This window comes from Pseudomonas sp. 43A (assembly GCF_013363935.1).
Classification (GTDB): domain Bacteria; phylum Pseudomonadota; class Gammaproteobacteria; order Pseudomonadales; family Pseudomonadaceae; genus Aquipseudomonas; species Aquipseudomonas crudilactis.
In genome coordinates this window covers 3,100,329-3,121,567 of the sequence record NZ_CP054880.1, presented here as the reverse complement: position 1 = coordinate 3,121,567, position 21,239 = coordinate 3,100,329, and the positions used below count along the sequence as shown (strand labels likewise).

The window sequence follows — 21,239 nt, the reverse complement described above, 5'->3', positions numbered from 1 at the left end:
GAATCGCCCCATTGCGATCAGTTAGCAACGGCAATTTCCACTGGGGGCGAAGGGCTGAACCGGGTCGACTCGCGCACTTCACAATTGTCAGCTTATTGGCGAACAGAACGCAAGTAACGGCGCTTAAGGGGCGGGTGAATCAACGCAATGTGATTGATCATCAGAAAACACGGCTGACAGAATTTCAGTCGGATCAGGATAGTGCCTTAATAGATGAAAAGCCCTTAGGCGCAAGGGTTCAGCAACCGAGTGGTCACCGGAAAGATCAATCAAAAAATCCCTGGCATGAATGAGAGATCTTTTACGTTTATCTGCCAACGTCATGCTCACTCCAGTGGATGGATGTTCTTCCGAGGCAGCTCAATGTGCGCCCAAAAAATCATCCAAGTTGAGTCGATTGCGCCGATGAGACAGCCTAGCCACTGGTGGTCAAACCTCATGCTGTAGCGGGAATAAGACTTTGACATTTTGCAGATTCGTTTCCGGGGTATCTCCTAAGTTCGAGTAGGTTTGGCCGGAAACCCTGAAGAGAGAAATGAGCTCCCCGTTTTGGTCTGTTGCCTCAATCGCCTCCAAAAGAGGCTCCATTTTCCAGTCTCCAGTTTGATTTACGAAACTGGGAGTGACGAATTTTATTGACTGGACCCGAAAGGACTCATGTCGGAGTGAGAGAATAGATTTCAATGACTCAAATGAAGAGATCATTAGCATTTCGCCGACGAAATTTTCACCCTCACGGATCTGTGCTTCTAGATAAAACCAGGGGCACGCCATTGCCTGACGGATGAAGGGTTGAGCGAGAAAGTCGGTATCAAAAAGGCCGGTAAGAATTTCCGACGCTTCGCGGTCTCTACTCATCGATACCTCCCCCCTGAATCACGAATGACCAATATATGTTGTAGTCATATATTGTGCAATATCGCTCCATCGTTCCTTTTGTGAGATCGCAAAATGGAACTGAAAGACGCGTTTGGAGCATCCTTGAGACACGTACGCCATCAAAAAGGCCTCACGCAGGAAGACTTCTCGATTGTGAGCAGCCGCACCAACATCAGTTTGTTGGAACGTGGAGCCACCAATCCGACCCTAGAGAAGCTAGCCGAGCTTTGCCAAGTGCTTGATGTTCACCCCGTCAGCCTATTATCGGCGTGCTACATGCGAAAGGAGGGCGAAACTGACGTTGAGACCTTCCTTGCACGCATAAACAGGGAGCTGCAATTCATCGTAAACGCTCCCGCAACATAGCTAGCGGGGTAACGTGCTGAGCGTTGACATCAAGAGCGCATATTTTTATATTGAATTGCTAGCCGAGGGAAACGCAGGCGAGAGTCTCCACCCACGGACAACAGCAGTGCACCACCCTGATGAAGCTCGATTAAGCGCCCCGACCGTCAGGGCGTTTGATTTTGTAAATTCTTCATCCCATTAGTGCCATCAGATTATGCTATGACAAGCTCCTGTTTGTTAGCAGCGCCCTCATACCCCCAAATTGGGCGCTCCCCTCTATCTTGCGACTTTGAACCAGTCAGTCGGAGATTATCTATCGACTCCCAACGTCACCAAAATAGTCATCCTTCGCGACAAGACCGAAGTTATCGGTGAAATCTTGGCCGTCCTCACTGAATAGATTTTGAATTCGCCGTTCCTGCCTAAGGTGAGCCAACGACAGGAAGAAACATTCTTCACACAGGTGCAGTTCATAGCGCTCCCCTTCATGGGTAGTGCCACACCCCCAGTGTGCTTGTAGGGTGCCGAACTGGTGCCCACCAGTATCCAGGCGGGTGGAGCAACGACACACATCGCATAAGACGTCAGTGACGGTCTCGACTTCGACTCTCCCGGTTATTTTCATCGATGACTCCTTCGACGGCTTTGATTCTTACTTTCAGCATACAGGCTCTAGGACGGAGCGAAGGCTCGCTATATCGATCCGCAGACCGAGTTTCTATACGTGCCCAGCAGAGACGTGATGCATTTGGCGGCAGAGAAAAACGCTACGCGCTACGAAAATTCCCGGCGTTGAGATGACCCATGAGGGCGAGCTGGGCAGCTTCGATGTATTTTTGAAGAAGTATCACCTCAGTGGACGAACACTGGAGGTGGTGGCTGCGATGGAACCAGACTGCTAAAACTCATACTTTTCCATGCGCTGGATGAAGGCATCTCGGCCTCCCTCCAAGATTCTCGCCACCTGGTCTCGGATTAGGGTGACGTCGATGGAACCCTGCGCATCAGGTGGAAGGCAACCGCGGTTCTCTTCAGTAGTGAACACCCCGATCCACTCTGCGTCGCCGAATACAGGGATGTTCGCATTGTGAGTGGCGAAGAGAAATTGCCGATTAGTTTTGGCGTCCCTCAACTCGGTTACAATTCTCTCAGCGATGAATGCGTTATCAAGGTTGTCTTCCGGTTGATCCATAAATAGCGGATCAATGTTGTCCAGAAGCAGCATGTGCAGAATCGCCGTGCACTGTTGACCAGTCGAAAGCTTATTCAAAGGACGGAATAATGGCTCAGCATCTCCATGAGCAACGTTCAGAGAAATGTCCACGCGATGCTCCAATTCCAGCGCCTCAAGCTCCATTATCTGCGACGGTTGGAGCTTGGCCAATGCGTCAGCGACCAAAGGTGTCAAACCCCACTCCAGTTGCAGCATCATGCTCCCTTGCCGGATCGATGCTACCAGCAGGGATGGACTGATCGTTTCTACTTCTTCGATCCACGCCAATCTCTTTTCAGCAATCCCTTCCAGCTTGCAACTCAATAGGTACGCCATCAGTGGTGAACGGTCAGCTTCAGGCACAACTTCAATTCTTAATTTTCCATCCAGCTTACGCGTTAGCTTCTTAGCCCCCTTCTGTAAGGCATCAAGGCGAAGACTTCTCAAACCTGAAAGCTCCGCCAATATATTTCTTCGCTCCAGCTCCTGCGTTTCGCATTGCTTTTGATATAAAGGTAGCTTTGCCCCTAATGGCCTTATGTGCTCGATATCTCCTTGCAACTTTTGATAAGCAACACCAATTTCCTGCCCTGACTTACCGGCAGTCTCAGGAAGCTTGCGGAGTTCTTTTTCCAAGTCCTTGTCATGTTCTTGGACCGCGAGCAGCCAGGCATCGTGTTCAGTCGAAAACTGCGTTTGACCGTTGGAAACAAGCTCCTCCATTACGGTCAAATGGGTTTCGAAATCCATCTTGAGTGATTCTAAAACTCTGCGCATTGCCACAAGCACGTCCCTATCGGGCACCCCGTTGACCGCCTCGTCATTCATAAAAGACAGATCCGGAAAGGCTTGTCTCAGGCAAACCAGCGCATTTTCGTAGCTTTTCAAACTGTCTTTAGCGGTACCGACTAGCACTCGCTCCCTTGCTAGCAAAGACGTCGTGGCCAACTTTTCAGCAACACCCAACGTCTCGTAGTCACGCAATTGTTCTTCAAGATTAGGGAGCCGGTTGAGTTCGAACTCAATGTCGTCCAGCCCAGACAGGGAATCCACAAATTTGAGGTGGTTTTCCTTTAAACGCTTCTGCGCATCAAATCGCTTTTTCTCATAATCATCGTCCTGCGGCAGAAATCGGTCGAGCAGTTGCAATCGGCTGGCTTCATCCTGGGCCAACTCGTAGATTTCGTTCTGTCCATATATATCCAAGCCAGGTAGGAGTTCTCTGGGCAGCATGGTAGATACGTCACCATTCACGTCTCGCACCACCGGCAGCTCACCGTACCGGCGAGACACAGTGTATTGCTTACCATTTTGCGCTGATGAGACCACGACCAATTCCACTCGACCGGCCGCCCTTCCTAAATTTTCTTTGATAATTTCTTGATGCAGTTTTTGAGCTTGCTTACCTTTCGGCGCAAGGTCCAATGCGAAACGAAGACATTCCAAGAGGGTGGATTTACCAGTGCCGCGTCCACCAATGACAGTATTGAGATGGTCAGAAAAATTGACCTTCAAACCATCCAGATAGCCACCGGCGACCACCATGCTAAGAACCCTGCCGACTGGGCTCTTGGCCAACTTAGAATTTAGCCGAATCCTGGAGGCGGGATCGAGGAACGCCACCTTAAAAGCCGCGAATGTGGGACGTGTCATCTTGATCAGACATGTCGCCCCAGCATGTTCCAAATCTGATGGTTTGGAGATGTCCTTGGCATTGATCAAGGCGACCAGACGCTTTCTTTTGTAGGCATCGTCTTTATTTTTTAGCACTCGGCTGTAGAAATCACTTTCGACTCCTTCCAAATCCTCCAAAGCCCCCGGTATCTGGGCCGCCCGAAGTTTTGGAAGCTTCCACACATGGTTAAGTCGGTTTTTCAACAAACCGCTATCCTGAGTGCAATGCGCGGCGTAAATAAACCCTCCAAGTTGATCTACTTTGTCAATCAACTGTTCAGAGCTCAAGCCAGAAGGTCGAACGCCGTCCGCAGGATCAAGCAAGTCGAGATTGCCGAGGTAACGTTCAAGCTGCTGTGTACCCGTATCTTCAGGGAACAAGCATACGTAGTGGGTTTTGTCATTTGCGGCGATCTCGAAACCCGGAAACACAACGATCCCATTCGGTTCAAGCACCTTTCTCAAGCTATGCACACTGACTACGCTGCCATGGTCAGCGATCCCAACAACCTTGATGTCATGTGCCAAGCACTTTTCAAGCAATGCGTGGTTGTACTGATCCTCATCAAAGCCGTGATCAGAGCCTCGGTAGGTACCTTGATAACTAAAGGGATTGACTTGTAGAGCACAGCGCCAAAATCGAGCAAAGGTAAAGTAATCGTCCATTTTGATCCGCCGCAATAGGTGGCATAGGGGCGCGAGGTATACGCCGACTTGGCGAACTCGACAAATGTGGCAGGTTCACCACCCATGACTGTAGACCTCCTCAGCGAACTGCGGAATGAGGCAAATGCATTTCTGAGCGCGCTTGCATTCACACACATCTGTACCGCGAGTAAGTAACGGGATAAAGATCTTCAATAAGGTGAGATACGGCCGTCAAAGTGGCATGGGGACTGAAGATGGATCAACGTAGAGGGAGACAAGAGCATGGCACGAGGTGCAGTTTTTTTTGCAGGAATGACCAGGGCTCAGTTGCGCGCCTGTATCCGATTGCGGCTGAAAGTGCGAGAGTTAGAGGTGGCCTTTCAGGATGAATTGATTTCCGATCTTATCGCTGAAAAACACTACTATTGCGCTGTTCACGACCTGCGTCCAAGCCAATTCCGCATGCTCAACCGACCTGGAGGCGGCTATGACTTTTATGGTCTGTTTGATTCAAATAGATGGCATAAAGTGTCTTGGTCTCAGTGCTTAGATCCAAGGGATCAAAACGACTGGATTCAATCTGCCCTGCGCTTGGCATCCGCGCCATTCTTAACCGCTCGAAGGCGCGCGTTCCCCATTTGTGAACGTTGTGGCATTTCTCCCTCTACCGAGGTGGATCACGTTAATCCCGAATTTCGAGCAATAGTTCATCAGGCTATGCATCTAATGACGACTTCTGAGTTCCATAAAGCGTTTCGTGGTTTTGATTGGTGGAGCGAGAACCCGTTCATCTTACCTGCAGACAACCCCGCTCTCGCTTTCACGCTTAAGGCACATCAAAGCGCGACACTACAGGCCGTGTGTAAAGACTGTCACCTACAAAACGCTGCAGATCGTAAGCCAATGCGGATTGGATCCGAGTAGCAACGCTTGCTCCCAATCACGGGGGCTAGTGCAGTGGGCTTCGCGTGAGCACTTTAGAGGACGTCGTCTTCGGCACTAACTACCTAGCGGGTTGATGGACGGCCAAGCTCAGACAATTACGCCGTCCTTCAAGTTACTGAACGGAATGATTTCTATTGGCGGAGTACCAGGACGAAGTGGTTTGCGCCAATAACCCACGCTATGCCATTGGCCGTGCTTGAACCCAACCTCCGGATAGGTGCCGATGTGTGTGAACCCGAGCGCCTCATGGATACCGATGCTCCCCGCGTTGGGTAAGGCGATACCGGCATAGGCGGCATGAACCCCCTACTTCTCTAGGACTGGTAAAAGCTGCTGATAAGCGCACGACCAACCTCTTTTCGGTGCACAGCCGGATCGATGTACACGGTGACATCCACCGACCAACGATAGGCTTCTCTCGCTCGATGCTGGCTTGCGTAAGCGTATCCAACGACCTTGCCTTCCACCTCGGCTACCAGATAGGGATACGTCGGCAGTGTTGCGGCTATTCGTGCGGCCATCTCATCAACAGTCGGTGGTATCAGCTCGAACGAGATGACCGTGTCCAAAACCATTGGCGCGTAGATAGCCTAGATGGCAGAGGTATCAGCGGGTGAACCGTGAACTTTCCTTCAAACGGGATCACCGCATCCACGTACCGCAGAGAGCACCGTTTACTGAATTTGGAGCTTCTGCTCGTGGAGACCAGGCTGCGGGATATATACGACGACGTCTTTACCACCGAGAACCTTCGCCAGGAACAGCGCCGTTAGCCCACCGAAAAACTGCGCAATGATGAACGGCGCTACGTCTGATATCCGTATCCCCGAGAACGTATCAGTGAACCCGCGAGCAATCGTCACCGCCGGATTTGCAAAGCTCGTAGAGGAAGTAAACCAGTAGGCTGCGACAACATACGCGGCAACCACCTGAGGCACTTTTGCCTTGTGATATTTATCGCACAGCAGAATTGTAAGCACCAATCCCGACGTTGCCAGGTACTCACTCCGGCGAGTATGTCCATCTCCAATGGCGAGGTGAAAATGGTCGCCCCAAGATGATTATCGCCGCTCAGCAACCTCAATGTGATTGTCGACAAGCAGCCGCAATCGGATGTCATTGATGGTCATGAGGTCGAACAGCCCCAAGGCTTGCAATGCTGGCAAAGCATCAAGAATATCTAGTTGGGCCATTAATTTGGCTTCACTTTCGGCATCGGCTGACAACCAAGAGCGGGCATTTACCAAAAACGCACCCACTGTGCCCTTTCGGACTTGGATTCCATTGGTCTGCATCGAGTCGATATGATCGGGTAGTAAATCGTGTGCACGCATAATTGGGTGGATCCGTGAAGTTTGGGAGACTCAAATTAGCGCGTAAGACATCTATGCCGCTCGTTGAGAACGGTCAACTTATACGTGTGAATGGTCATGAGCTCAGTCAAGACGGCAACAATCGACATCCCTCCATCAATATTCAGTCCCGTTCTAGCGGTACGCGCGATAGACGAGCAGGTGATTAAGAACACCCAGCCCCATCAGCATCACTGCGGTCAATTGTTCGGTACTATGCGTGGTTTAGTCGCAGTAGTAGTGGGCGAGCATCACTGGATCGTTCCAGCTGGGCGTTTGGTTTGGATTCCTGCCAATTGTACCCATTCGTTGCAATCCTACGGCCCCCTTCAAAGTTGGAGCATTTACCTCGATGAAGAAGCCTGCCAGCGTCTACCCGCGGATCCGGGAACGATGCAAACGACCTCCCTTCTCAACGAAGCCGCATGCAGGGCCGCACGTTGGGAGGCCGGCGACATCACTGAAGCGCAGAAGCGAATCGCTCTGGTGATTTTGGATGAAATCTACTCACTACGTCACGATGCAATCGGGTTACCGATGCCCAAGGACAGCAGAGCATTACGTGTGGCAAATGCCCTAGCTTTTAACCTGTCGGATAACAGAAGTATTGCTGAATGGGCGCGTTGGACCGGATCCTCCTCGAAAACCCTTTCACGGCATTTCATTGATGAAACGGGTATGACATTCGGCCAGTGGCGGCAGCAGGCAAGAGTATTGCGTGCACTTGAGTTGCTTGCTAGCGAACTCCCTGTAACCACTATTGCACTGGAGTTAGGTTATGAAACCACCAGTGCATTTGTGGCAATGTTCAAACGCTGGCGAGGAGTCGCGCCCGGTCGACTCCGTAAAACCTAATCCTCGAGCCGGTCGACTTTCATCGACCGCTCTGGCAGTCCGCAACGGGTGACGCACTCATCCTGAAATACTCCTGTGTAGGCCTCTTCTGCGTAAACCAGGCCCTACTCGAGGGCCAGCGCCGACATCAGCAAAAAGAGATTAAAATGTGACTACTCTGAATTCAGGTCAGGAACGGCTTGTTGATACTATCTAGTCAAAGCTACCGGTATGCTCTCCCCTACCAGGGCTGGGTAGCTGTTCCGGTGCCTTCTGGGAGATTGGGTGAGAAAATAATACTGTTAATTGCGCCAGAGCAGTCGATCAGCCGCGATGAACCTATCCGTTAGCACACACTGCCACTGAACCTACCAACCGTCAGATCCTTTCAAATGCCGCCGCACGACAAGTTCGTATATGAGCCGTGGCCGGCCATTGCCCACGCCTAACGCCTTATCTACAAGCTTATGAGAATCGTCGCCGGTCCAAAGCCCAATGATATCTTCGAGCAGCCAGGTACCCAGGCTTTTGCCCAGATTAGCGGCACGAGGCATAGAAAGTGACATGGAGGCGTTCTGCTTCATCAGGTCGACCATCAGCCTTGCGGGCATCACTGGCAAACAGCTGCTCGCATAGGCCGGACCAAGTAGCAGCAAGAAGCTGGCCAGCGTCTGCTGTGCAATGTCGTTGAGCTGATCGCGTTTGAGAAAATACGCATACGATTTCTTGGTACTAACCTGCAGCCTTTTAGCTTGAATTAATGTTGCTCGTTGGCTAAGACAGACACCTTCATCCGTTGCCTTAAAAATCAGGCAAATGTCTGTTGAGAAACGCGGATGGTCGACGCCAGAGCCCCCTTCCTCTGGTTTTCCAATGATTCTCTGCGAAAGGCTGAATTCAAATCTTTCACGTGAGTCCAACGCTTTGGCTGCAGAGACGAGACGGTTGGATAACTGCTCAAGGCAATGCTTCAACTGTATGAACAGCTCAGCTAGATGCGTTTCTTCACCAGCGTGGAGGTTATCAAAGATTTCTCCGCCCACCCGCTTAGCCAGCTCATTCACACTCAACTCAAAAAGTAGTTCTACTCGAGCATCATTCAACCAGGTTCTAGGTTGAGAAACTGCGGTGTCAGCTAATGGCACAGCGACGCCACGCTGTGCTTCAACCATCAAGTCCATCACGTCCGGAGCTCCCCGAAGCATACTTATACAAGCACGGCCTCGTCGGTTGGCCAGTGTTGTATCAGGGTCGATGTGAGCAGCCACAGTCTCTTCAGCATACTTGGCAAGTTCGATAATGGTTAGCAACAGTTGTTCATCTCGTCCGATGGCGCCCATGACCAATAAGGTCTCGATCGTGGCCTCCTCCAACTCCCGGTCCCCGACGATCACTGCTACAAGCTCCTCCTTCCAAGAGCTCATAGCCGCAGCGCCTAAATTGGACAACGCGTAATGCATTGGGTCTGCATTCACGCCAATACCGAACTCAACGAGCAGGTCAGCCACCTTTCTCATCTGGCCTGAAATTTCCAGGTGAATGGGAGCTTCGTCACATTGCTTCTTCGAAGGGGCGTACCACAACGCATATTGCAAGTTACCGAACGTACTCGCGGCTGCCCACTCAGCACACAAGAGTGAAAACTGATGAGGGGCCGATTGATGTCCTGCAGCGCCGATCGCGCGCAGGACCCGCCTGAGTTGTCTTTCATTACCGCTCAGAGCCCGTAGCTGAAGAAGAGTAACCTCCAAGTCCGTGCGGTTGTACCTGATGAAGTCGATAACCTCATCAGCGATCACCTCATCGCTGGCTAGTGCCGGGAAGTCCCCGATGATTTCTCGAAATGCTGTGCTGAACATCAAAAAATTTTTGGCCGCGAACGACTCCAACGCCAAGCGCCTAACGGCTGAAGAAAACTCGCTCCAGCGAAAGTTTCCGTATTGCACAATTTGGCTTCGCGTGGTATTGGCCGCAAAACCATGTGCTTTTAGCGCCATGTATACGTTCGAAAACATCTCATCGCTGAGGGCGAGGGTTTCGAGCTCAGCAGAAAATAATTGTTCCACAGCATCCCAGTTGACCAGACCTCGTGCTTCGGACCGACCGATTGGGCCAGCGTTAACGATGGCAGTCAACGCTGCTTGTATAGACTCATAGCTTTCTGGAACCGACTCAACTTGCTTGGCTGGTCCGCCGCCAATGTTGCCGAAGAGCCAATCCATATCCTGTTCCATATCCATTTAACCGTGTCCCTTTTTGCTTGGGCAGATAACGTTTTTAATTCTGATTTATCGCTAGGCTATCGGCCCCAGCCCGGCCCCTGCATTTTGGGACCATCTCTTTTGTCCATGGCTCGCTTATACCCGGTGCCGATGGTGGAATAGTGTTGCTGCACGCGACGTTGAAGTTCGAAGCTGTAGTCACTTCCCCCAGCTGCAACCACAATCAGTCGACTGGGTAGAAGCTCGCGATGTTCACCGCCCAGAACGGCCAGCGCATCCTCGTGCTCCTCCAACATCCGCCCGACCCCACTGCTTTCGCTGCACAACCCAAAAGCGAAAAAAGAGGCCCAATCCCAGCCGTTTTCCCGCGTTGAGACGATGATCGACCCGGCTTGCACGTCTGTATCAGGTTTGACCAATGCACACGCTCGATCAACCGTTGGCCATGGAACACTCGCCTGCCGTAATCCACAGTGATAAAAAGCGTAAAAATCCCGTTGCGGGTCATTCAGCTTTTCCAGCTGGGTCAATTTATGCGGCCCGCTAGGCTTACTTCCGATGTCAGCCTTACCATTTTTACTCACCTTGCCCTGTACCAACGCAACCTTACGCACCACCAGCCCGCCCACGTTGACGTCTACAATGATGCCGAAATCCGCCCCCAGATGTGCTTCAGCTGTGGTTCCGCCTAATGCCAACGTGCCCATGAAAGACGTCACTTTGGGGAACCCCATGCTATCGATTTTCGGCCCTGCCCAGCGCTCTAGCTCAGCGCGAAAACTGCTCAGGAAAGCCCCCGTGGAATGCTCTTCGTGCGCATCGGCCAAAGACAACTCTTTGGAAAATCGCTGTGCGGTTTGAAAGCCGGCCCAATACAAAGCCCATTGCACCCAGTGCATGACGTGTTCTGGCCGGGTCAACTGGTGAGCCAGGTGATACCAGCGATCTGCCGGTTCTAGATCTTCATGCACCGCTTGTTGGACCGGACGGGTGCAACTTGCCAGCATCAATTCTGTGGAACCGCTCACGACCGATGTGAAGGAACCCAACGCGGTGAACCCAACTCCGCCCTCACTACACGCCACCGTACGGAGGCGCACAGTCTCTTCAATCCATTTTTCGATCTGCACCGTAGTCGGCATCGTTTGAAAGAGTAAATTGCCGGCTACTTGTAGTGCTGCCGATATGTCGCTTCGGGTTAAATGCTGCTGAATTTCGTCTAGTAAAGCAGCGCTGTCCCCGTTGACCCAACCCTGGCGCAACAACGCCTGCTCCAACGGGTGCAACTGCTCTTGCAGTTTTTTTCCAGCGATTAGCCATGCCTTGGCTCGTTCCATCTTCTGGCTTAGTTCCTGAAACTGCCGGGCCACATCCTCAACCTGGCGGTTGTGTGCGGCGACCTGTTCCTTGCGACGCGCTGATTCATTAGGACCACTAGCTTTGCCCTTTTGGTCAGCCAATACCTGCTCTGCTGTCGCAACCAACTTTCGGGCGGAGAACCCTTTAATCAGCCGTCCTAACCGGCCTTCACTCTCTAGTTCACGCAATTGTTGTCGGGCCTTTTGCAATTCCTCGATAGGCGACCGCAAGTCGGTTTTTAGCTCATTTTCCTCCGTCGTTCGCGGCAATCGAGTCAGTTGGCTTTGTGCTGCCTTGGCCTCCTTCAGACTGAAAGACATTTGATCAACGACAATGCGTAGCTGTGTCTGAACATTATTGAAGCTAATCATGACATCGGCAGAAAGAGCGGCATGCATGCTTAAAACACATCCTGTTTGAGAGGCTAAAAAAGTCAGGACCACTGTAACGTAGAGGCTCCGCCCCGCACCATCAAAAAGCCATCACCCGATATCCCTTAGCAGTCGATGACACCGTCGCTCGTGACACTTCAATAACCCGACGCATTTCGATGAAACGCTCAACGACTGACTATCGTCGCCCCAAAATTTCCTTGAGTCCCAAAAAATACAGGCCTGAACACGGCTCAGCATCTGTTGACTATTCTGCAAGTCAACATCGCCTGGGTCGGATAAGCTGGACCACCGGCAGCCTCTCCGGCGACGGTGCGATGCGCAAACAGATGCGCGCGAAACTCGGCGACGATGTCGATGATTTCATCTGGCACCTGCGCTGGCGCGGGCACGAAATCATCCAGCAACGCGTCGAGAAATACGGCATTCAATGCGACCTCAAACACGGCCATTTGCACGCGGCGTACAAGCCCAGCCACATGACTGACTTGCGCAAGGATTATGAAGAAGCCGTACGGCGCGGATTGGGCGATGAGGTCAGCCTGCTCGACCGCAGCCAAGTGCGCGATCTGCTGCAAAGCGACCTCTATCACGGCGCGATCAAAAACACCCGCAACATGCATCTGCACCCGCTCAACCTGTGCATCGGTGAAGCGCGGGCGGCGGCAAGTCTAGGGGCGCTGATCTTCGAGAACAGCGAAGTGCTGGAGATCATTCACGGCGCTACACCCGGTGTGCGCACGGCTCACGGACAGATCGACGCTAACCAAGTAATGCTCGCTGGCGACGTCTATCACAAGCTCGAACCGGGGCAGCTCAAGGGCAAGATTTTCCCGGCCATGGGCGGCATTGTCACCACCGCGCCGCTCGGCGATCTGGCCAAGCAGATCAACCCGGAAGATCTGGCCGTCTACGACTGCCGCTTCGTCCTCGACTACTACCGCCTCACCGCCGACGGCCGCTTGTTGTTCGGTGGTGGCGCCAACTACAGCGGCAAGGATTCACGGGATATCGCTGCCGAACTGCGCCCGTGCATCGAGCAGACCTTCCCGGCGCTCAAAGGCGTGCAGATCGATTACCAGTGGAGCTGCGCGATGGGCATCGTCATCAACCGCATCCCGCAAGTGGGTAAGCTCTCGGATAACGTCTGGTATTGCCAGGGCTACTCGGGGCACGGCATCGCGACGACGCACATCATGGGCGAAATCATGAGCCGGGCGATCACCGGGCAGATGGAGCAGTTCGATACGTTTGCCCAGTGCCAGCACATTCGTGTGCCGATGGGGGATTTGCTCGGTAACCCGTTACTGGCTGCTGGGATGTGGTATTACCAGATGCTTGAGCGCCTGCGCTGAAAGATGGGGTGAATGTACCGACCCCTTCGCGAGCAAGCTCGCTCCCACAGTTGACCGAGTTCTATCTCAGAAACGCGTTCGAATGTGGGAGCGAGCTTGCTCGCGAAGGGGCCATCAAAACCACCGCAAAACCTCAATCCGGCAACTGCTCGACCACAATCCCCAACCGCCGATAATCCTCAACACTCCCCGACGCCACATGCCGCTCGGTAATCAGCGTATGCAGACGCGTGCACGGCGCCACCACAAACGGCTCTACCGCCCCCAATTTGTCCGCCGTGGTCACCGCAATCACCCGCGCCGCGCCCTCCAGCATCGCCTGCTTCACCGGCACCTCGTCGAAATGCAGCGAGGTGATGCCCACTTCCGGATGAATCGCACACACCCCGGTAATCGCCAGATCCGCCCGGATCCCGGCCAGCAACCGCAGCGCCTCATGCCCACTCGCCGCCATCGTTCGCGGGTTCAACTGGCCGCCAGCGAGAATCACTTTCACACCCTTGAATTCGGACAAGGCAATCGCCGTCATCGGTGATGCGGTCACCGCCGTGATGCTGATATCGGCACGCAACGAGCGCGCCACCTGCAACGTGGTCGAACCGGAATCGAACAACACAATCTGCCCGTCCTCGATTTGCAGCGCTGCCAATTGCGCCAAGCGAATCTTGACCTCATCGGTCTCGTCCAGCCGCGTGAAGTAATCCTTGCCGGAGTCCTTCGGACGCGGCAGCGCCCCGCCGTGCACACGCTGCACCAGCCCGGCATTGTCCAGTTCGGCTAGGTCGCGGCGGATGGTGTCCTCGGAGACTGCGAAGTGCTGGCTCAACTCGGACGCCATGACTTTGCCGTCGCGTTCGAGCAGTAAAAGGATTTTCTGCCGGCGCAGGGATGGCAGTTCAGCCGCGGAATGATCGTGCATGGTTATGCCTGTTTATGCTTGTAGTTGCAGGTTTCTCCGAGACTAAACAAAGCCCCGCGCAAACACAAATCGGCAGGTATCAATCGTTTCGATCATTGGAATCGACAAGGGAAATTTTTTCTTTGCTTTCAGCCTGTTCAGAATGGTCGCACTTCTAAAAGGCTCAGGATGAACACCTCATGAATCTCAATTTCGCCTTCGCATGCATGATCGTCGTGTCGTTCGCGATTGCCCTGGGCCATGCCTGACAGCGTCTCAGACCGACGCCAACAAACGCTCACGCAGCCATTTGTGTGCCGGATCGCGATGCGAACGCTCGCCCCAGAACATCGCCATCTCGTAACCGGGCACCTCCAGCGGTGCGTCGACTACTTGCAATGCAGGGTTGCCGCGCACCAGGCGTGACGGCAGCATCGCCACCAGATCGGTGCTGGCCAATACCGACATCGCCATCAGAAAGTGCGGCACCGACAACACCACTTTGCGCATCAGCCCGATATCGGCCAGCGCCCGGTCAGTCACCCCGAAAAAGCCCCCACCCGCGCGCGACACCATCACGTGCTCCAGCGCGCAGAATTCTGTGCGCGTGGGTGCAGACTTCAACCCCGGATGCCCGACTCGACCGGCCAGCACATAACGCTCGGTGAACAGCGGTCGCCGATGCAGTTCCGGCGGCGCGTCTTCGCTGATGTGCAGCGCCAGATCGAACACGCCCTGCTCGGCCTGTTTGACCAAATGCGCCGGGGTCAGATCGATCACCGCCAGCCGCGTGCCCGGCGCCTGTTCGCGCAAACCGCGCAGGGCGGGCAGCACCACCGTCGACTCGCCGTAATCGGTCGCGGCGATTTTCCAGGTATGCGTCGCTAGCGCCGGGTCGAACGCACTGGCCGGCGCCACTGCCCGCTCCAACGCCTCCAGTGCCTCGCGCAACGGCTCACGCAGCTCATCGGCCCGCGCCGTCGGGCGCATGCCGCGCGGCCCGGGCAACAGCAGCGGATCGCCAAAGATGTCGCGCAGCTTGGCCAAATGCACACTCACCGAAGGCTGCGACAGATTCAGCCGTTGCGCCGCGCGGGTGACGTTGTGCTCCGACAGCAACACATCGAGGGTCAACAGCAGATTGATATCCAGCCGTCTTAAATTATTCATGGCTATACCAGACATATCAGACATTCATTTCCAATATACCGGTTGAACACTGATCCTGCTGTCACTCAGCCAACGGAGCTTCAACATGAACGTATTACTGGTTTACGCCCACCCTGAACCAACATCCCTCAACGGCGCACTGCGCGACTTCACCGTCCAGCGCCTGCAAGCCGCCGGCCACACCGTACGGGTATCCGACCTGTATGCGATGAACTGGAAAGCCACCCTTGACGCCGATGACGCCCCGCAACGCGATGCGACGAAACCGTTTCACGCCTCCCTCGACTCGAAGGTCGCCTACGCCGAAGACACCCAATCCGCCGACATCGCTGGCGAACAGGAAAAACTGCTGTGGGCCGATGCACTGATCCTGCAGTTTCCACTGTGGTGGTTCACCATGCCGGCGATTCTCAAAGGCTGGGTCGATCGCGTGTATGCCTACGGCTTTGCCTACGGCGTCGGCGAACACTCCGACAGCCGCTGGGGCGAGCGTTATGGCGAAGGCAAAATGAAAGGCAAACGGGCGATGTTGATGGTCACCACCGGTGGCTGGGAGTCGCATTACGCCCCGCGCGGGATCAACGGGCCAATCGATGATCTGCTGTTTCCGATCCAGCATGGCGTTCTCTACTACCCAGGTTTTGACGTGTTGCCGCCCTTCCTGACCTATCGTGTCAGCCGGATGGATGAAGCGCGGTTTACCGAGACGACTGAGGCGTTGGGCCAGCGTCTGGACGAGTTATGGAGTACACGGCCAATTGCATTTCGCCAGCAGAACGGGGGGGAATACGACATTCCTGCGTTGACCCTCAAGGATCACGTTGCACCGGATCTAGTGGGCTTTGCCGCCCACATCCGCTGACTTCATGCCTACCTTGTGGTGAGGGGGTTTATCCCCCCGCCACAATGGCTTTGGCAATCAACGTTCAAACGGACACCACCTTCGCCGTACGCACAAAAAGTGCATGGGCCTTGTCCCAGAAATTGCCACCCAGCACAAAGAAGCTGCCGATGAACATCAGATCCCCGAGCATCTGCATCTGCCACAGATTGGGCCGCAACCCCGGCCAGAAATTATCGAAATACGGTTCCAGAAACGACGACAGCAACGGCAGGCAAAACATCACCACGCCCACCCGATGCCGCAGTGGCGAGACTTCAGCGACAGGCGTCGGAAGCATCCCCGAGACATGTCGGCCAATGGTGCGTTTTAGCTCGGCAAACCCGGCCTTGCCCATCACTGCGATGACCACCAGCAACAGCACCTTGTTACTGATAAAGAGCACGCCGGTCAGCGCCGCGACTTTCGAACCGGGCACGTCGAGGGCGGCGGCCAGTGGCACCATCAGCCACGAGCCCAGCATCAGGCAGATGATCGCCACGCCAACCTTGAAGCGCCATGTGGCAGCGGGGGTCGGTGTCAGCGGTTCTTGGACAGTTTCCATGGTTTTATACCTGTTTGGGTGGGGTGCAGACGCCTGGAAAGCGTAGCAGCAGATTCACCTGAACAACTTGCAATTCGCCGTCTATGCTCCACTGATATTTGCGGGTCAGGGACATAACGCAATGCCTTCAACAACAGCCCTGCTGACGCGGCCCGGTTACCTGTTGTTGCTTGGCGCCTTGAGTGTCAGCAGCTGCGTACGCCTGGGGCCGGACTTCCAGGCGCCGGGCGAAGCGTGGAGCAAGCAGTGGAACAGCGCGGCACTGGAGCAGGCCAGCGAACGCGCTGCCCAACCGGATCTGCGCCAGTGGTGGCAGGTGTTTGCCGACCCGATACTCGACCGCCTGATCGCCGCCGCCGATGCGCATAACAGCAGCCTGAAAATCGCCGGCCTGCGGGTACTCGAAGCCCGCGCCCAACTGGGCATCGCCGAAAGCGGTCGCTACCCGCAACTGCAACAGGTCGGGGTCGACAGCCTGTATGTCGACCGTCATCAGTCGGGCGGCAGCAATCCACAGGATCTGCACTTCTGGCAGCACAACGCCGCGTTCGATGTCGGTTGGGAGCTGGATTTCTGGGGCCGCTTCAGCCGTGCCATCGAATCCTCGGACGCCAGCTATTTCGCCGCACAGGCCAACTACGAGGACGCCCTCGTACTCCTGCGCGCGCAAGTCGCCGACACCTATTTCTCCCTGCGCACCACCGAGGCACGACTGCGCGTTGCCCGGGAAAACGCCGTCCAGCAGAAGCGCAATTTCGAGATAACTGAAAAACTCTTCAGCAGCGGCCAGACGGCCGAACTCGACCTGCAACAGGCGAAAACCCAATACCTCGGCACGCTGAGCAGCATTCCGGCCTTCGAGGATCAACTGTTGCGCACGCGCAACGCTCTGGCGGTGCTGGTTGGCCAGCCGCCCGGTGGCGCAGCATCGCTGGCCGAGCAAACCGGGCTGATCCCGCTGACGGATCGCGCCGTACTGCAGGACGTTCCGGCCAACCTGCTGCTGCGCCGCCCGGACGTGCGTGCGGCGGAACTGAATGTCGCCGCGCAATCGGCGTTGGTCGGGGTCGCCGAAACCGATCTGTATCCGTCGCTGACCTTACTCGGCAGCATCGTCTGGTCAAGCGATACCCTCGGCGCCACTCCGCGCAGTTTCGACCTGATCGGCGGCCCGAGCCTGCGCTGGAACATCTTCGATTACGGGCGCATCCGCAACAACGTGCGGGTCCAGGACGCGCGTTTGCAGCAACTGATCGAGGCCTACCGCGACAAGGTTCGCCAGGCCGCACGCGAGGCTGACGATGCCGCCAGTGGCCTGAGCAAAGCGTTGGAGCGCGAACGCATTCTGCGTGAAGCCGAAGGTGCGGCGCGGCGCTCGCTGGTGCTCGCCAACACGCAATACCGCGAAGGCTATTCGGACTTTCAGCGGGTACTCGACGCGCAACGCGCACTGCTGGAATTGCAGGACAACTATCTGGTCAGCCGCAGCAACGCCGTGAGCAACCTGATCGCGCTGTACAAAGCCCTTGGTGGCGGTTGGCAAAGCAATGCCCCGCAGATCGATGAGCCAACACGGCAACAGATGCAACAACGCACTGATTGGGGCGACCTGCTCAGCGCGCCGCCCGCCCAACCGGCGTATCCCCTCCCATCGCAGGTAACCCGTCATGACTGAAGCCGCGCCACCCGCCCCGGCCCCCGCGCCTGCGCAACCGGATCCGGCAAAAAAAAGCATCCGCTGGGTGCTGTTGCTGATCGTACTGAGCCTGGCCTGGTACCTGCTCGCCGACCGCTACACGCCCTACACCCAGCAGGCGCGGGTCGGTGCTTTCGTGATTCCGGTCGCTGCCGAAGTCGCCGGTCGGGTGACCCGCGTCAACGTGCGCAACAATCAGGACGTAAAGGCGGGTGACATCCTCTTCGAACTCGATCCGCAGCCGCTGCAAATCGCTGTAGATCGCGCCAAAGCCGATCTGGAATCAACCCGTCGGCAAGTCGGCGCCAGCACCGCCGGCATCGCCTCGGCGCAGGCTTCGTTGCGTGCCGCGCAAGCCAACGAACTCAAGGCGCGGCAGGACAATCAACGCCTTGAGGGCTTGTACAGACAGGATCCCGGCACCGTCTCCGTGCGCTTGCTGGAAGTGTCTCGGGCCAACCGCGAACAAGCTGTCGCCCAAGTCGCCGCCGCCCGTGCCGAGGTGCAACGCGCCCAGGAACAGGAAGGTGGCAACACCGAGACCAACGCGCAATTGCGCAGCGCCGCTTCGGCACTGGCCAAGGCCGAACTGGACCTGGCCAACACCCGCATCGGTGCGCGTTCGGCCGGATTGATCACTGACCTGCGCACCGACGTCGGCCAGTTCACTGCAGCCGGCAGCCCGGTGATGACCTTGATTGCCATCCACGACGTATGGATCAGCGCCGACCTCACCGAAAACAACCTTGGCCGTGTGCAACCCGGAACGCCGGTGGCCATCGTCCTCGACGCGTTGCCCGGCGCAGTACTTGATGGGCAGGTGCGCAGCGTCGGTTATGGCGTCAGCGTCGGCCAGACACCTGCGCCGGGCACGCTGCCAAGCATTCAGAACAGCCGCGACTGGTTACGGCCGGCGCAGCGTTTTCCGGTGATCATCGAGTTCACGCCAGTGGCAAAGAAACGCCTGATCGACAGTCGCGCGATCCGTGCTGGCGGCCAGGCTGAAGTCATGGCCTTTCCCAGCGAAGGCAATCCGCTCAATCCGCTGGGACGGCTGTTTGTCGGCTTGATGAGCTGGCTGTCTTATGCCTATTGAGCGCAGCGTCCCGGCGCAAAGGGCCTTGCGCCTGGCGTTCGGCACCGCGCTGTGCACTGCCGCGAGTTATGCGCTGGCTTTGCCGCTGGCGTTTATCTCTCCGGTGTTGGCGGTGCTGCTGCTGGCCAGCCTGCCGCGGCCATTGCCGTTGAAAGGCGCGTTGGTGCTGGCGTTGGTCGCGGCGCTCACCACCAGCATCGGCCTGCTGCTGGTGCCACTGCTGCGTTATTACCCGGTGAGCGGCGTGCTGTTGATTGGCCTCGGTTTGTTTCTGGTGTTTCGCTTCGGCTTGCGCGGTGGCAACCCATTGATCGTGACCTTTCTGGTGATCGGCATGACCATGATCTCCGCCGCCGGGTTCGCTGAATTCGATCTGGCGATAGCGGTGATTGGTGCGTTGGTCAAAGGCCTGTTGCTGGCAGTCGCGGTGGTTGGCGTCAGCCACGCATTATTCCCGGAACCGGCAAACAGCCCCGTCCCACCCAAGCCGCCCGCCATGCCCGCCGACGAGGTACCGCGCGTGGCCCTGCGCGCCACGCTGATCGTGCTGCCAACCTTTTTGCTGGCCCTGAGCGACCCGACCAGTTACATGCCGATCATCCTCAAAGCCGTCAGCCTCGGCCAACAAAGCTCCACGACAAACACTCATCACGCGGGGCGCGAACTGGTCGGTTCGACCCTGCTCTCCGGCGTTTTGGCGGTGCTGGTGTGGTGCGGATTAAGCCTTTTCGTGCACTTGTGGATGTTCTTCCTGTGGATGTTGCTGATCGGGCTATGGCTGGCGCGCAAACTCTATCGCCTCAGCCCGACGCAATTCAGCCCGGGGTTCTGGCTCAACAACTTGATAACAATGATCATCCTGCTCGGTCAATCGGTGCAGGACAGCGCGGCAGGCAAAGACGTCTACACAGCATTTGCCGTGCGCATGGCCCTGTTTATCCTGGTAACGCTTTACGGCGTTTTGATGATGCACCTGCTCCATGGGCACAGAACCCGCCGTCAAGGCGTGACCTGATAGCCGCGCCCTTGCAAACACCCGGTGTAGGCACTGGAACTGGCCGCTGCATCGGTTTTGCTCTGCGCGCGCCGCTCTTGCCGCTGTCGAGAGCCACCGACTACCGCACCGGCCGCGGCGGTTTGCTGCGCACGGTTCTGTCGGTAATCCTGCTTGCGATCATCGTCGACGCGGTCGTAAACCTCGTCGTGTTGACGACCGCGGACTTCAGAACCTGCAGCTCCGGCGGCGGCACCGACAGCGGCGCCCTTGAGACGACCACCCGCCTGGGGTGTTGAAGTCGTTGAAGTCGAGGCGATGGAGTGACAATCGTTAATGTCGATCTGGGTTTGTTGCGAGGTCTGGCCTTTGAGCGGGACGATGGATTCGGCGCTGGCTTGAGTGATGTACAGGGCAGCGATCATCAGCGCGATGGGCGTTAGGCGATTCATCGTTACCTCCGGCGGGGCCTGGGGTTGGCGGTGTTGCGGGGTAATGAGGGAGTGTAGTTCATGGTGTTGAATCAAGCGCCCCCCTCACCCTAGCCCTCTCCCGGAGGGAGAGGGAACTGATTGCGGGATATTCAAGTAGTACGCCGACGTGAAATTCCTTGCAGTGAATCCATAATCAATAAGGTCGTTCAGGTCGATGCATCGCGCAAAACACCACGGTCGGCTCCCTCTCCCTCCGGGAGAGGGCTGGGGTGAGGGGGATCGATT

Annotated in this window: 20 protein-coding genes and 2 pseudogenes; 9 read left to right on the top strand and 13 right to left on the bottom strand. The window is 55.8% G+C overall.

Going from position 1 to position 21,239, the window contains the following annotated elements:
* Positions 1–123: 123 nt before the first annotated feature.
* Both HUW52_RS30795 and HUW52_RS13925 read right to left on the bottom strand, forming a co-directional pair.
* Complete coding sequence (locus HUW52_RS30795) at positions 124–324, bottom strand: BPSL0761 family protein (RefSeq protein ID WP_371929251.1); 201 nt, start codon at positions 322–324, stop codon at positions 124–126.
* Between the two features lie 105 nt (positions 325–429).
* The gene (locus HUW52_RS13925; RefSeq protein ID WP_175553963.1) at positions 430–858 is read right to left on the bottom strand and encodes a hypothetical protein; all 429 of its coding nucleotides are present in this window, start codon (positions 856–858) and stop codon (positions 430–432) included.
* Between the two features lie 93 nt (positions 859–951).
* On the opposite strand from HUW52_RS13925, the gene HUW52_RS13920 reads away from it, so the two are divergent.
* Positions 952–1,245, top strand: coding sequence for a helix-turn-helix domain-containing protein (locus tag HUW52_RS13920; protein WP_175553962.1), 294 nt, complete (start codon positions 952–954; stop codon positions 1,243–1,245).
* Positions 1,246–1,540: 295 nt separating this feature from the next.
* Here the strand turns inward: HUW52_RS13920 and HUW52_RS30370 are convergent, their stop codons facing one another.
* Positions 1,541–1,852: a hypothetical protein gene (locus HUW52_RS30370; RefSeq protein WP_256668310.1), complete on the bottom strand. Its 312-nt coding sequence runs from the start codon at positions 1,850–1,852 to the stop codon at positions 1,541–1,543.
* A gap of 172 nt (positions 1,853–2,024) precedes the next feature.
* Here HUW52_RS30370 and HUW52_RS30790 point away from each other — a divergent pair, with 172 nt between their 5' ends.
* On the top strand, positions 2,025–2,129 hold the full coding sequence (locus tag HUW52_RS30790; RefSeq protein WP_371929250.1) for a hypothetical protein: 105 nt from the start codon (positions 2,025–2,027) through the stop codon (positions 2,127–2,129).
* Here HUW52_RS30790 and HUW52_RS13915 read toward each other — a convergent pair.
* Positions 2,126–4,780, bottom strand: coding sequence for a TrlF family AAA-like ATPase (locus HUW52_RS13915; RefSeq protein ID WP_175553961.1), 2,655 nt, complete (start codon positions 4,778–4,780; stop codon positions 2,126–2,128). The two genes, HUW52_RS30790 and HUW52_RS13915, sit on opposite strands and share 4 nt — an antisense overlap.
* A 264-nt stretch (positions 4,781–5,044) precedes the next feature.
* On the opposite strand from HUW52_RS13915, the gene HUW52_RS13910 reads away from it, so the two are divergent.
* Entirely contained in the window at positions 5,045–5,686 is a 642-nt protein-coding gene (locus tag HUW52_RS13910) for a hypothetical protein (protein WP_175553960.1), read from the top strand.
* Between the two features lie 108 nt (positions 5,687–5,794).
* Here the strand turns inward: HUW52_RS13910 and HUW52_RS13905 are convergent.
* The 3 genes and pseudogenes from HUW52_RS13905 to HUW52_RS13895 form a co-directional block, all read right to left on the bottom strand.
* Positions 5,795–6,294, bottom strand: a pseudogene (locus tag HUW52_RS13905) (arsinothricin resistance N-acetyltransferase ArsN1 family B).
* Positions 6,295–6,381: 87 nt separating this feature from the next.
* Complete coding sequence (locus HUW52_RS13900) at positions 6,382–6,687, bottom strand: aquaporin (protein WP_256668307.1); 306 nt, start codon at positions 6,685–6,687, stop codon at positions 6,382–6,384.
* An 81-nt stretch (positions 6,688–6,768) separates the two neighbouring features.
* Positions 6,769–7,041 carry a hypothetical protein gene (locus HUW52_RS13895; protein WP_175553959.1) on the bottom strand — a complete coding sequence of 91 codons (273 nt, stop codon included), beginning with the start codon at positions 7,039–7,041 and terminating at the stop codon, positions 6,769–6,771.
* 96 nt (positions 7,042–7,137) lie between these two features.
* On the opposite strand from HUW52_RS13895, the gene HUW52_RS13890 reads away from it, so the two are divergent.
* Positions 7,138–7,914, top strand: a complete 777-nt coding sequence (locus HUW52_RS13890; protein WP_218586347.1) for a helix-turn-helix domain-containing protein — start codon at positions 7,138–7,140, stop codon at positions 7,912–7,914.
* A 347-nt stretch (positions 7,915–8,261) separates the two neighbouring features.
* On the opposite strand, the gene HUW52_RS13885 is transcribed toward HUW52_RS13890, so the two are convergent.
* Together HUW52_RS13885 and HUW52_RS13880 are read right to left on the bottom strand one after the other, a co-directional pair.
* Complete coding sequence (locus HUW52_RS13885) at positions 8,262–10,133, bottom strand: hypothetical protein (protein ID WP_175553957.1); 1,872 nt, start codon at positions 10,131–10,133, stop codon at positions 8,262–8,264.
* Positions 10,134–10,192: 59 nt separating this feature from the next.
* On the bottom strand, positions 10,193–11,872 hold the full coding sequence (locus HUW52_RS13880; RefSeq protein WP_175553956.1) for a hypothetical protein: 1,680 nt from the start codon (positions 11,870–11,872) through the stop codon (positions 10,193–10,195).
* 284 nt (positions 11,873–12,156) lie between these two features.
* Between HUW52_RS13880 and HUW52_RS13875 the strand changes: the two are divergent.
* Positions 12,157–13,221 (top strand): annotated as a pseudogene (locus HUW52_RS13875) (NAD(P)/FAD-dependent oxidoreductase); the annotation flags it as partial.
* Positions 13,222–13,354: 133 nt separating this feature from the next.
* Here the strand turns inward: HUW52_RS13875 and HUW52_RS13870 are convergent.
* Complete coding sequence (locus HUW52_RS13870; RefSeq protein ID WP_175553955.1) at positions 13,355–14,140, bottom strand: DeoR/GlpR family DNA-binding transcription regulator; 786 nt, start codon at positions 14,138–14,140, stop codon at positions 13,355–13,357.
* Between the two features lie 255 nt (positions 14,141–14,395).
* Positions 14,396–15,289, bottom strand: coding sequence for a LysR family transcriptional regulator (locus HUW52_RS13865; protein ID WP_256668306.1), 894 nt, complete (start codon positions 15,287–15,289; stop codon positions 14,396–14,398).
* An 85-nt stretch (positions 15,290–15,374) separates the two neighbouring features.
* Between HUW52_RS13865 and HUW52_RS13860 the strand changes: the two genes are divergently transcribed.
* Positions 15,375–16,151, top strand: a complete 777-nt coding sequence (locus HUW52_RS13860) for an NAD(P)H-dependent oxidoreductase (RefSeq protein ID WP_175553953.1) — start codon at positions 15,375–15,377, stop codon at positions 16,149–16,151.
* 64 nt (positions 16,152–16,215) lie between these two features.
* Here HUW52_RS13860 and HUW52_RS13855 read toward each other — a convergent pair whose 3' ends face one another.
* A complete protein-coding gene (locus tag HUW52_RS13855; RefSeq protein WP_175553952.1) occupies positions 16,216–16,734 on the bottom strand; it encodes a transporter suffix domain-containing protein in 519 nt (172 codons plus the stop codon).
* A gap of 121 nt (positions 16,735–16,855) precedes the next feature.
* Between HUW52_RS13855 and HUW52_RS13850 the strand changes: the two genes are divergently transcribed.
* The 3 genes from HUW52_RS13850 to HUW52_RS13840 are packed head-to-tail and all read left to right on the top strand — an operon-like array spanning position 16,856 to position 20,541.
* The gene (locus tag HUW52_RS13850; RefSeq protein WP_256668305.1) at positions 16,856–18,409 is read left to right on the top strand and encodes an efflux transporter outer membrane subunit; all 1,554 of its coding nucleotides are present in this window, start codon (positions 16,856–16,858) and stop codon (positions 18,407–18,409) included.
* A complete protein-coding gene (locus HUW52_RS13845) occupies positions 18,402–19,526 on the top strand; it encodes an HlyD family secretion protein (RefSeq protein ID WP_175553951.1) in 1,125 nt (374 codons plus the stop codon). The genes HUW52_RS13850 and HUW52_RS13845 overlap by 8 nt, the downstream gene beginning before the upstream one ends.
* Entirely contained in the window at positions 19,516–20,541 is a 1,026-nt protein-coding gene (locus tag HUW52_RS13840) for a DUF2955 domain-containing protein (protein ID WP_175553950.1), read from the top strand. The genes HUW52_RS13845 and HUW52_RS13840 overlap by 11 nt, the downstream gene beginning before the upstream one ends.
* On the opposite strand, the gene HUW52_RS13835 is transcribed toward HUW52_RS13840, so the two are convergent.
* Positions 20,526–20,972, bottom strand: a complete 447-nt coding sequence (locus tag HUW52_RS13835; RefSeq protein WP_102899238.1) for a YMGG-like glycine zipper-containing protein — start codon at positions 20,970–20,972, stop codon at positions 20,526–20,528. The genes HUW52_RS13840 and HUW52_RS13835 overlap by 16 nt on opposite strands.
* Positions 20,973–21,239 lie beyond the last annotated feature (267 nt).